This is a genomic window from Streptomyces sp. PTL18, from assembly GCF_059510295.1.
On the sequence record NZ_JCAJZO010000034.1, the window covers coordinates 15,630 to 27,287 of the forward strand.

The window sequence follows — 11,658 nt, forward strand, 5'->3', positions numbered from 1 at the left end:
GGGGCCGTCGCCGGGGCTGGGACTCGGGCCGGGCGCTTTGTCAGTGGGCGCCTATAACCTCGTAAGCGTGTCGTCTCTCGCGCTGTACCGCCGCTATCGCCCGGAGTCCTTCGTCGAGGTCATCGGGCAAGAGCATGTCACCGACCCGCTGCAGCAGGCGCTGCGGAACAACCGGGTCAATCACGCGTACCTGTTCAGCGGTCCGCGCGGGTGCGGCAAGACGACCAGCGCGCGCATCCTGGCCCGCTGTCTGAACTGTGAGCAAGGTCCCACCCCGACGCCGTGCGGCGAGTGCCAGTCCTGCCGTGACCTGGCGAGGAACGGACCGGGGTCGATCGACGTCATCGAGATCGACGCCGCCAGCCACGGTGGTGTGGACGACGCCCGCGACCTGCGGGAGAAGGCCTTCTTCGGGCCCGCGAGCAGCCGGTACAAGATCTACATCATCGACGAGGCCCACATGGTCACGTCGGCCGGTTTCAACGCGCTGCTCAAGGTGGTCGAGGAGCCGCCCGAGCACCTCAAGTTCATCTTCGCGACCACCGAGCCCGAGAAGGTCATCGGGACCATCCGGTCGCGTACGCACCACTACCCGTTCCGGCTCGTGCCGCCGGGCACCCTTCGGGACTACCTCGCCGAGGTGTGCGAGAAGGAGAAGATCCCCGTCGAGGACGGGGTCCTGCCGCTGGTCGTCCGCGCGGGCGCCGGGTCCGTGCGTGACTCCATGTCCGTCATGGACCAGCTGCTCGCGGGGGCGGGTCCCGACGGTGTGACATACGCCATGGCCACCTCGCTGCTCGGCTACACGGACGGCTCACTCCTCGACTCCGTCGTCGAGGCATTCGCGACCGGGGACGGGGCAGCCGCCTTCGAGGTCGTCGACCGCGTCATCGAGGGGGGAAACGACCCCCGTCGGTTCGTCGCCGACCTGCTGGAGCGGCTGCGGGACCTCGTCATCCTCGCCGCCGTGCCCGACGCCGCCGAGAAGGGGCTCATCGACGCCCCGGCCGACGTGCTGGAGCGGATGCAGGCCCAGGCCGGTGTCTTCGGCCCGGCCGAGCTGAGCCGTGCCGCCGACATCGTCAACGAGGGGCTCACCGAGATGCGCGGGGCGACCTCGCCCCGCCTGCAGCTCGAGCTGATCTGCGCACGGGTGCTGCTGCCCGCCGCGTACGGGGACGAGCGGTCCGTGATGGCCCGCCTGGACCGCCTGGAGCGCGGCGTCAACTTCTCCGGCGGAGGCGCGGGCCCCGCCATGGGTTACGTGCCCGGGCCCGAGGCGCACGGCGGGGCGGCCGGGGCTGCTGCTCCGGTGCCGCCGGGGGGCGGCCCGGCGGCGGCCCGGGCCGCGGTGCGGGCACAGGGCCCGGGTGCGGGCGCGGGGACCGGCGCGGGCAGTGCGCCGGTGCCGGGTGCGTCCGACGGTGCGACGACGCCTGCTGCGGCACCGCAGGTACCGCAGGCACCCCCAGCAGCGCCCGCCGAGGCGCCGCCGACGGCTCCCGCTCCCGCTCAGCCGCGGGCCGCCGCCGCTCCCGGTGCCTGGCCCACCGCTGCCGCCGCGGGCGGCGGCCGACGGCCCGGTGGATGGCCCACGGCGGCGCCGGCGGGCGGAGGGCAGCCCCCGGCCGCGCCCACACGACCGACGGCACCGGCGGCCACGCCGACACCGGCCGCCTCCACTCCCGCACCGGCCGGCACACCGGCACCCGGCGGGCTGGACCCCCGCACGCTGTGGCCGAACATCCTGGAGTCGGTGAAGAACCGCCGCCGCTTCACCTGGATCCTGCTCAGCCAGAACGCGCAGGTCACAGGCTTCGACGGGACGACGCTGCAGGTCGGTTTCGTGAACGCCGGCGCCCGGGACAACTTCCTCAGCAGCGGCAGCGAGGACGTCTTGCGGCAGGCGCTGGGCGAGCAGTTCAACGTGCAGTGGAAGATCGAGGCGATCGTCGACCCGTCGGGTGGTTCGGCACCGCCGGCCGGCTCGGGTTCCGGCTTCGGCGGCGGCTTCCCGCCCGGCGGGGGCGGTGGCCACGGCCCGGGCGCCCCGTCCACGCCGCGCCCCGCACCTCAGCAGCCGGCTCCGGCCGCCCGCCCGGCCGCCCAGGCGGCGCCCGCCGCTCCGGCACCGGCGGCGCCCGCCCCCGCCCCCGCCCCGGCCGCGCCACCCGCGCCGCAGCGCCATGTGGTCGCCCCCGAGGACGACATGCCGGAGGACGACGACCCCGATCTCGAAGAGTCGGCGTTGTCCGGCCATGAACTGATCGTCAGAGAGCTCGGGGCCACAGTGGTGGAGGAGTTCTCGAACGAGTAGGCGGACTTGGGAGGAACCCACAAACCCCCGCCCCACCCTTCTTCGGCGGCCCCCACAAGGCCACCGGCCCGAGCCCGTTAGGCTGACCCCGTGAAGGTCCTCGTCATCGGTAGCGGTGCCCGCGAACACGCCCTGTGCCGTTCCCTCTCCCTCGACCCCGACGTCACCGAGCTGCACTGTGCCCCCGGCAACGCGGGCATCGCCGAGGTGGCCCGGTTGCACCGGGTCGACGCCCTCGACGGACAGGCCGTGGCCGCGCTGGCCGGCGAGCTCGGCGTCGGGCTGGTCGTCGTCGGTCCGGAGGCGCCACTCGTCGCCGGGGTCGCCGACGCCGTGCGCGATGCCGGGATCCCCGTCTTCGGCCCCTCCGGGGAAGCCGCGCAGCTCGAGGGCTCCAAGGCCTTCGCCAAGGACGTGATGGCGGCCGCGGGCGTCCCCACCGCTCGGTCGTACGTGTGCACGAACGCCGAGGAGGTCGAGGAGGCGCTCGACGCCTTCGGCGCCCCGTACGTCGTGAAGGACGACGGTCTCGCCGCCGGCAAGGGCGTTGTCGTCACCGCCGACCTGGAGGCCGCCCAGGCGCACGCGGCCGCCTGCGACCGCGTTGTCATCGAGGAGTTCCTCGACGGTCCCGAGGTGTCCCTGTTCGCGATCACCGACGGAGAGACCGTCGTCCCGCTCCAGCCCGCCCAGGACTTCAAGCGCGCTCTCGACGACGACGAAGGGCCGAACACGGGCGGCATGGGCGCGTACTCGCCGCTGCCGTGGGCCGACCCGAAGCTGGTCGACGAGGTGCTGGAGACGGTTCTGCAGCCGACCGTCGACGAGATGCGCCGCCGCGGCACCCCGTTCTCCGGGCTGCTGTACGCGGGGCTGGCGATCACTCCGCGGGGCGTTCGCGTCATCGAGTTCAACGCCCGCTTCGGCGACCCCGAGACCCAGGTCGTCCTCGCCCGGCTGAAGACCCCGCTCGCGGGTGTGCTGCTGGCCGCCGCGAACGGCACCCTCGCCGACCTGGAGCCGCTGCGCTGGAGCGACGACGCGGCCGTCACCGTGGTGGTGGCCTCGCACAACTACCCGGGCACCCCGCGCACCGGCGACCCGATCACCGGGCTCGACGAGGTGGCCGCGCAGGACGCCCCGCACGCCTATGTCCTGCACGCCGGTACCCGGCGCGAGGGCGAGACGGTGGTGAGCGCGGGCGGCCGCGTGCTGTCCGTCACGGCGACCGGCGCGGACCTCACCGAGGCGCGCCGGCGGGCGTACGCGGCGGTGGGGCGCATCGGACTCGAGGGCTCCCAGCACCGCACGGACATCGCGGCGAAGGCCGCGGGCGCCGACGTCTGACCCCCAGCCCGTCCGTGTCGTGGTCACGACGGGCGATGAACCTCATGGGCCCCGGATCCGTCTCAGGATGCGGGGCCCGTCTCATTGCGGGCGCTTGCGGGCCCGTCCCATTGCGGCGCCCGTCGCATGCGGTGCTGCCGTGCGAGGGCTCGGCGGCGGAGGGCGGAATCCTGGCCATGGCCCTTGCCCTCCGTCAGTCATCTTTCCCCAAAGCCATTCCATCGAGTGAGCAGTGACCCGTCCGGCTGACGGCGGCCGGAGCCCCAACTAGGGTGCGGCGCAAGCGTTCCGGCACTTGGCCCACCGGCATTGCGATGTCAGTGGCGGGTGCCACAGTGGGGGAGTGAGCAACGCACGGGCATCCGGCGGCGACCTCCGTGACGCGGACCGTCACGGCATGGGTCGTGCCGGACAGAGGCGGGTCGGAGGGGGTGACGTCCGGTCGTGACCGGAATGGGTGTGGAGGCGGGCGCGCAGGCCGCGCGCTCCCGGGCCATGGCCGTGCTGCGGATCCGCAGCCGGGCGCTGGCCGTCGCCCTGCTGCCCGCGGCCGTCGCCGTCGTGCTGCTCGTCGGCGGTGCCACCGGTCACCTCGGCGGGACGCGCTGGGGGATCGCCCGCTGGATCGTGACCTGCGTCGCCGTGCTCGTCCTGCCCTGCGCCGCCGGCATCGCCCTCGTGATCGCCCGCGCCCGCCCGGCCATGAGTCCGACGGTCCCGATCGCGGAGGGCTCGGCACCCGATCTCTACCGGATGGTCAGAGATCTGGCCGACCGCCTCGACGTGCCCGCGCCCTCCGCCATAGCGCTCACCCCGGACTGCGACAGCTGGCTGGAGGACCGCACCCACCCCGCCCACGGCCCGCCGGGTCCGCTGCCCGGGGAGGAGATATCCGACGTGCGCGGCCTCGCGGCCTCCCGGCAGCACCGCGCCGGTACCGCGCCCGTGCTCGTCATCGGCTCGCCGTTCCTCTGGTGGATGCGCGTGGGCGAACTGCGCGCGGTCCTCGCCCCGGTCGTCGCCGGTACGGGACCGTCGGCGCACCCGGACATAGCCGCGGCACGGCGCTTCGTCCGGGGACTGGACGCCGCGGTGGCGGTGACCTCGGCACCGGCGCACGGGCCCGTGATCCGTACGGTGCTGTCGGGCGCCGGCTGGGTGGCGCGACTGCTGTTGCGCAGCTGCCGCGGGCATGCGGAGGAGATGGAGCGGGGGGTGGCGGCGGCCGCGGCCGAGCGTGCACAGGCTGTGGACTACGGGGTGCGGATCGTCGCACAGGAGCAGGTGGGACTGGCGTACGCGGGCTGGGACCGGCTGCTGACCCGTGTCGCGTTGCCGGCCTGGCGGATGGGCCGCTGGCCCTCGCGCCTGGACGCGGGCGTGGTCTCTGCGCTCACGGAGCTGTCGCGCCGGGACCGGCTGGCCGAGGGCTTCACCTCGCGGCTGGGCGAGCGGCCGGCCTGTGACCTGCTCGAGGAGCCCGGGCTGGTGGACGAGGCCGCGTCCCTGCTCGCCGCTCGCCTCTTCCACGGAGGACCGGCCGAGCCCGGCCCGGGCTGGGCGCCGGTGGACTGGCAGGAATACCCGGACGAGGTCGTCGACCGCAAGTGGCGCACGGACGCGGCCCGCCTGCACCGTGTCCTGGACGCCCTCGGCGTTCACCACGCCCGCCACGGCACGGCCCCCGAAGCGGACGGCCCGACGCTGGAACGGGTCCTCGAGTATCTGACGGTCCTCCCGGGCGGGAGCGCGAGCGGCACACCGACGGGCGAGGACGAGGGCGGGTCCGACGGCGTATCCGGTCCGGGTGAGGACGGAGCCCGTGACGAAACCGCCGCAGTCCCCGACGACGACGCGGTCGCCAGTGTGCGGACCGCGGCGCTCGTCGTCGGGCTCAGTGCCGAACTGGCGCGCGAGGAGGCGGCCGGGGCGATACCCGGCGGCGCCAGGGGTCAGGCACCGGGGACGGACCGTACGGTGTGGGACACCGCCGCGATGCTGCCGCTGTTCCCGCTGCAGCCGCCCCGAACGGGCCGTGAACTGCTCGTCGACCACGTCGCCGCGGTGGTGTGCTGCGCCGCCATGGACACGGCGGGAGCCGCGCCGGGCCTCGACTGGCTGGACGGCCCGTCCCTCCTGGTACGGGGCGAACGCGCGGCCGACCTCTCCCCCGGGGTCCGCACCCTCGTCGAGGACGGCGACCCGGTCCCACTGCGCACCTGGCTCCGCAACCTCGGCGTACGCCCCGAGAAACCGGTCCGCCTGGTCTGAGGGCCGCTCGACCCCGCTTGACCGCCGCACCACGACACGTGATCCGAGGACGGCTCCGCTCCGCCTGATCCGTGGCCCCGGCGCACGACCCGCCGACCGCCCGGCCAGGCCCCAAACCCGTGCCGACCCGCGCCGGTCCGTGCCGCCGGTCCGTGCCGCCCCGTGCCGACCCGCGCCGGTCCGTGCCGCCGGTCCGTGCCGCCCCGTGCCGACCCGCGCCGGTCCGTGCCGCCGGTCCGCGCCGCCCCGCGACGACCCGTGCCGCCGCCCCGCGACGACCCGCGCCGGTCCGTGCCGCCGGTCCGTGCCGCCCCGCGACGACCCGCGCCGGTCCGTGCCGCCGGTCCGTGCCGCCCCGCGACGACCCGCGCCGGTCCGTGCCGCCGGTCCGCGCCGCCCCGCGCCGGTCCGTGCCGCCCCGCGCCGACCCGTGCCGCCGCCCCGCGCCGACGTCACCGATGTCACCGACCTGAGGAAACTGCACCCGCCCGGCTCCGCGACCCCGGTCCTGGCCGCAGGATTCCCATTCCGTTCACGTCAATTCGCGACGAACGGTGACGGAGTAGGTGCGTTATGTGATGTGCTGGGTACCGATCGGGCACTCGGTAAGGGCTTACGACGGCTCACGGGGGGACGAGGGAGGGGACACGCATGGGGTCGGAACACATCCGACGGTGGGAGTCGGGTGCTCTCGCGCACGCCGTGACGGACCCTTTCGGCCAGGGCCCCGTCCCCTGGCTGAGGGGCAGTGAGACGTACTTCGACGACACGGGCCACGTGGTCCCCTGGTACGTGGACCCCGCCCCGGCCCACGTCCCCGCCCAGGGCGGCAAGGGGGCCCGGATCCCGGCCCCCCGGACCAGCGGCCCCCGCTCCGCGGACGACGTCCACCGCCAGATCAAGGGTTTCACCTCCACCGGCGCCGTCTCTCCGGGCGAGGCACTGGACTTCCACATCACCGTCGACCCGCCCCAGGAGTTCGCCGTCGACGTGTACCGCATCGGGCACTACAACGGCGACGGAGCCGCCAAGATCACCACGAGTCCCCGTCTCTCGGGCATCGTCCAGCCGCCGCCCCTCACCGCCGACCGCACGGTCTCCTGCCATCACTGGTGGCTGTCCTGGCGGCTGCAGATCCCGTCGTACTGGAGCGTCGGCGCCTACGTCGCCGTGCTGACCACCGCCGACGGCTACCGCTCGCACGTACCGTTCACCGTCCGTGACGCCCGCCCGGCCGATCTGCTCCTGCTGCTCCCGGACATCACCTGGCAGGCGTACAACCTGTATCCGGAGGACGGCCGCACCGGAGCCAGCCTCTATCACGCCTGGGACGACAGCGGCCGGCTGCTCGGCGAGGCGGACGCCGCCACCACGATCTCCTTCGACCGCCCGTACGCCGGCGCGGGCCTGCCCCTGCACGTCGGTCACGCCTACGACTTCATCCGCTGGGCCGAGCGGTACGGCTACGATCTCGCCTACGCCGACGCCCGCGACCTGCACGCCGGCCGCGTCGACCCCACCCGCTACCGCGGCCTGGTCTTCCCCGGCCACGACGAGTACTGGTCGGTGCAGATGCGCCGCACCGTCGAGCTCGCCCGCGAGCAGGGCACCTCGCTGGTCTTCCTCTCCGCCAACACCATGTACTGGCAGGTCGAACTCGGCCCGTCCCCGTCCGGCGTCCCCGATCGCCTGCTCACCTGCCGCAAGCGCCGCGGCCCCGGAAAGCCGGTCCTGTGGCGGGAGATCGACCGTGCGGAGCAGGAGCTGATCGGCATCCAGTACGCGGGCCGCGTGCCCGAGCCCCACCCGCTCGTGGTCCGCAACGCCGACCACTGGCTGTGGGAGGGGACGGGCGCGGCGGAGGGCGACGAGCTGGACGGGATGGTCGCCGGGGAGGCGGACCGTTACTTCCCGCGTGCGCCGCTGCCCGAGCACGAGGGCCGCATCCTGCTCGCCCACTCCCCGTACCGGGACGGCGAAGGCGTCCCGCGCCACCAGGAGACCTCCCTCTACCGCGCTCCTTCCGGTGCTCTGGTCTTCGCGTCCGGAACGTTCGCGTGGTCCCCTGCGCTGGACCGCCCCGGTCACGTCGATACCCGCATTCAGCAGGCGACCGCAAACCTGCTGGACCGCATCTGCAAACGCGACTGAACGCATCTCTCCCCGGCCCCGTGGATCGGATCGCTCCCGGCATACGGGAGAATCGAGCCATTGGGAGAGAACCACGGGGAGGAACCGTGTCCGGATTCGTCGAAAAGCCCGAGCCTGTCCAGGTGCCGGGCCTGGTGCATCTGCACACCGGAAAGGTGCGCGAGCTGTACCAGAACGAGGCGGGCGACCTCATGATGGTCGCCAGCGACCGTACGTCCGCGTTCGACTGGGTGCTGCCGACCGAGATCCCGGACAAGGGCCGGATCCTGACGCAGCTGTCGCTGTGGTGGTTCGACCAGCTCCGGGACCTGGTCCCGAGCCACGTCCTGAGCACCGAGCTCCCGCCGGGCGCGCCCGCGGACTGGGCCGGCCGCACCCTGGTCTGCAAGTCCCTGAAGATGGTTCCGGTGGAGTGTGTCGCCCGCGGCTACCTCACCGGCTCGGGCCTCGCCGAGTACGAGGAGTCCCGCACCGTCTGCGGCCTCGCCCTGCCCGAGGGCCTGGTCGACGGCTCGGAGCTGCCCGCCCCGATCTTCACCCCGGCGACCAAGGCCGCGGTCGGCGAGCACGACGAGAACGTCTCCTACGAGGAGGTCGCCCGCCAGGTGGGCGCCGAGACCGCGGCCCAGCTGCGGCAGGCGACGCTCGCCGTCTACGGACGCGCACGGGACATCGCCCGCGACCGCGGGATCATCCTCGCGGACACCAAGTTCGAGTTCGGCTACGACGGGGACACCCTCGTCCTCGCCGACGAGGTCCTCACCTCGGACTCCTCCCGCTTCTGGCCCGCCGACCAGTGGCAGCCGGGCCGCGCCCAGCCGTCGTTCGACAAGCAGTTCGTCCGGGACTGGCTGACCTCGCCCGCCTCCGGCTGGGACCGCGCCGGCGAGCAGCCCCCGCCGCCGCTGCCGCAGGACATCGTGGAGGCCACCCGTGCGAAGTACGTGGAGGCGTACGAGCGCCTGACCCAAGTGCGCTGGTCCTAGGAATTGTCCGGCGGCCGGACAGCTCCTGGGCGACCCGCTGGTCCCCGGCGACCCGGCCGGCTGCATACGACGCGTACGACCGCACACAGGGCCCGGCGCCCCTCCGGGCCCTGACGGCGGTCAGGAACCGTCCGGACGCGCCGCGAGGCGCACGAAGAAGCCCCCGGCCTGGGCCGGGGGCTTCTCCATGGAGCGGACGACGAGGCTCGAACTCGCGACCTCAACCTTGGCAAGGTTGCGCTCTACCAACTGAGCTACGTCCGCACTGCGCGCTGCGCGAAGCCAACTATACCCAACCCCGCTCCCGTGCGAGACGCACCGCGGCATGGCGGTTCCCGACGCCGAGCTCGGAGGCGGCCGACGGGAGGTGGCCCCGTACGGTTCCCTCTGCCACTGCGGCCCGCTGCGGGATGTCCGAGACCGGCGCCCCGTCGGCCGCGTGCTCCAGCACCTCGGCCTCCCGGGCGGTCGGCGGAGAGTTCCCGGAGGCGATGGCCTCGGCGGCCAACTCGGGGTCCACACAGCGGTTTCCCCGTGCACGGTACGGATGCTCTCGGCGAGGCGCTGGGCGCTGACGGTCTTCGGCACGAAGCCGCGCACGCCCGCAGCCGGCGCCCGCCTCAGATGCCCCGGGCGACCGTGACCGGTCACGATCAGCACCTGTCACTCCGGCAGTTCGGCCCTGAGGGATGTGGCCACCTTCACACCGCCCGCCCCGGGCGTCTGAAGATCCGGCACGGCGCCGTCGAGGCGGTGCGCACGCGCCGTCGCCGGCGCCTCGGAGCCGGCGACGGCTCGGTCACCACCGGCAGGTCGTCCTCCAGTGCCGGCAGCGTGCCCGGGGCCAGGGGTCCGCGAGCGGAAGCAGGTCGCCGAGGAAGTAGCCCTGGCGCAGGTCGAAGGGACCCGGGAGGGCTGGGTGGCGGTGGCCTCGGCCGGTGCCGGAGACGGCGACACGGCCCTCGTGGAGGATGGCCGGCCGGTCGGCGAGAACTTCCGCCTCCTCCAGGTAGCGGGTCGTCAGCGGGACGGTCGTCCCCGCGGCGCGCAGTTGGCGGACCACCCTCCAGGTGTCCTGGCGACCCTTGGCGTCCAGGCCGGTGGTCGGTTCGTCGAGGAAGAGGACTGCGGGGCGGCCCGGGAAGCGCGAGTGCCGGGCCCGGGGAGCGCGAGTGCCGGGCCCGGGCGCCGCTTCTCACCCCCGGACAACGGCTCGACGCGTACGCCATGGCGCCGGGTCAGCCCTGACCGGCTCCAGGGCCTCGCTCACGGCCCGGGCGCCGCTGGTGCAACCTGCCCACATCCGGACGGTCTCAGCGACCGTCAGTTCGGCGGGGCAGCCGCCCTCCTGGAGCATCACGCCGTCCGGGGCCGGACGGCCGCCCGCTCGGTCTACGGCTCACGCCCGATGACCCGTACGCGTCCGCCGGCCGGCGGGGCTAGGCCCTCGAGGAGTCCCATCGTGTTCCATCGTGGACGTCTTGCCCGCGCCGTTGGTGCCGAGGAGCGCGAAGACCTCGCCGCGGCCCACCGAGAGGGTGATGCCGCGCACGGCTTCGAATCCGCCCCCGTGGACGCGCCGAAGACCAGCGACATCGATCACGCGCTCGCGTTGGTCGCTGTTCACCTCCCCAGCGTCCGCGCCGCGGGGGAGGGGCGGCAGGGCGCGGTGTCCTCAGCCCCCGTGACAAATGTCAGAGGGCCGGCCCGAAGCCGCGGACGACGCACAGACGACGAAGGCCCCGGTCGATCGACCGGGGCCTTCGCTTTCCTGAGCGGACGACGAGGCTCGAACTCGCGACCTCAACCTTGGCAAGGTTGCGCTCTACCAACTGAGCTACGTCCGCACTGCCCCCGACCGGCTTTCACCGATCGGTGCGAGCACCAGCCTACCTGATCCACAAGGGTGGTCGGACCGGTGTCGTGGAGCGGGTGACAGGGATTGCACACTGCGCCTCCCCCTTGGAAAGGGGGTGTTCTGCTACTGAACTACACCCGCGTGACCCCTCGGGCCTCGGCCTTCGCGGCCTCGCCCCTCGGCGTGCCCCAGACTCTAGCTGATCACCAGGGGTGCCACGCAAGTCGGTTGCCTGCGCGCCCGGATGGGCGGGCGGAGCACCCCCGCGGGAGGCGCGGGGAACCGCGGGCGACCCCACCCCGAGCGCACCGACTCCCCGGCCGGGCGCTCGCGGCTACTGCGCCTCGGCGAACGCCTCGTACACCTTCTTCGGGATCCGTCCGCGCGGCGGCACGTCCAACTTGTTGGAGCGGGCCCACGCACGGACCGCGGCCGGGTCGGGGGTCAGGGCCGTGTGCGTGTACGTCCGGCCCGACTTGGCCTTCTTCCGGCCGGCCTCGACGTACGGCTCCAGCGCCTTGCGCAGTTTCTTGGCATTGGCTTGATTGAGGTCGATCTCGTACGACTTGCCGTCCAGTCCGAAGGCGATCGTTTCCGCCGCTTCTGAGCCGTCGATGTCGTCAAAGAGAGTGACCACGACACGCTGCGCCACGAATATCGGTCCCTTCGTGCGGCACCTCTGAGGTCACTCGCCATGACCCGCGCAACCATGACCTGCGCAGTCGTCC

6 protein-coding genes, 3 tRNA genes and 2 pseudogenes are annotated in these 11,658 nt (G+C 73.6%); 5 read left to right on the top strand and 6 right to left on the bottom strand.

Going from position 1 to position 11,658, the window contains the following annotated elements; translation table 11 throughout:
• The first annotated feature begins 67 nt into the window (after positions 1 to 67).
• The 5 genes from AC5WS8_RS35090 (at position 68) to AC5WS8_RS35110 (ending at position 9,072) form a co-directional block, all read left to right on the top strand.
• Positions 68 to 2,317, top strand: a complete 2,250-nt coding sequence (locus AC5WS8_RS35090; protein WP_496107568.1) for a DNA polymerase III subunit gamma and tau — start codon at positions 68 to 70, stop codon at positions 2,315 to 2,317.
• Between the two features lie 90 nt (positions 2,318 to 2,407).
• On the top strand, positions 2,408 to 3,664 hold the full coding sequence (gene purD, locus AC5WS8_RS35095; RefSeq protein WP_496107569.1) for a phosphoribosylamine--glycine ligase: 1,257 nt from the start codon (positions 2,408 to 2,410) through the stop codon (positions 3,662 to 3,664).
• 453 nt (positions 3,665 to 4,117) lie between these two features.
• Positions 4,118 to 5,935 (top strand): hypothetical protein, encoded by a 1,818-nt coding sequence (locus AC5WS8_RS35100; RefSeq protein WP_496107590.1) that lies wholly within the window; start codon positions 4,118 to 4,120, stop codon positions 5,933 to 5,935.
• Between the two features lie 651 nt (positions 5,936 to 6,586).
• Positions 6,587 to 8,086 carry a N,N-dimethylformamidase beta subunit family domain-containing protein gene (locus AC5WS8_RS35105; protein WP_496107570.1) on the top strand — a complete coding sequence of 500 codons (1,500 nt, stop codon included), beginning with the start codon at positions 6,587 to 6,589 and terminating at the stop codon, positions 8,084 to 8,086.
• 86 nt (positions 8,087 to 8,172) lie between these two features.
• A complete protein-coding gene (locus AC5WS8_RS35110; RefSeq protein ID WP_496107571.1) occupies positions 8,173 to 9,072 on the top strand; it encodes a phosphoribosylaminoimidazolesuccinocarboxamide synthase in 900 nt (299 codons plus the stop codon).
• Positions 9,073 to 9,260: 188 nt separating this feature from the next.
• On the opposite strand, the gene AC5WS8_RS35115 is transcribed toward AC5WS8_RS35110, so the two are convergent.
• From AC5WS8_RS35115 to AC5WS8_RS35140, 6 genes and pseudogenes are all read right to left on the bottom strand, one after another.
• Positions 9,261 to 9,336 (bottom strand) — tRNA-Gly (locus AC5WS8_RS35115).
• A 22-nt stretch (positions 9,337 to 9,358) separates the two neighbouring features.
• Positions 9,359 to 9,920 (bottom strand): annotated as a pseudogene (locus AC5WS8_RS35120) (response regulator transcription factor).
• 5 nt (positions 9,921 to 9,925) lie between these two features.
• Positions 9,926 to 10,699: pseudogene (locus tag AC5WS8_RS35125) on the bottom strand (ABC transporter ATP-binding protein); the annotation flags it as partial.
• Between the two features lie 147 nt (positions 10,700 to 10,846).
• Positions 10,847 to 10,919, bottom strand: a tRNA-Gly gene (locus AC5WS8_RS35130).
• Between the two features lie 77 nt (positions 10,920 to 10,996).
• Positions 10,997 to 11,071, bottom strand: a tRNA-Gly gene (locus AC5WS8_RS35135).
• 193 nt (positions 11,072 to 11,264) lie between these two features.
• Positions 11,265 to 11,582 carry a histone-like nucleoid-structuring protein Lsr2 gene (locus AC5WS8_RS35140; RefSeq protein WP_496107572.1) on the bottom strand — a complete coding sequence of 106 codons (318 nt, stop codon included), beginning with the start codon at positions 11,580 to 11,582 and terminating at the stop codon, positions 11,265 to 11,267.
• Positions 11,583 to 11,658: the final 76 nt, after the last annotated feature.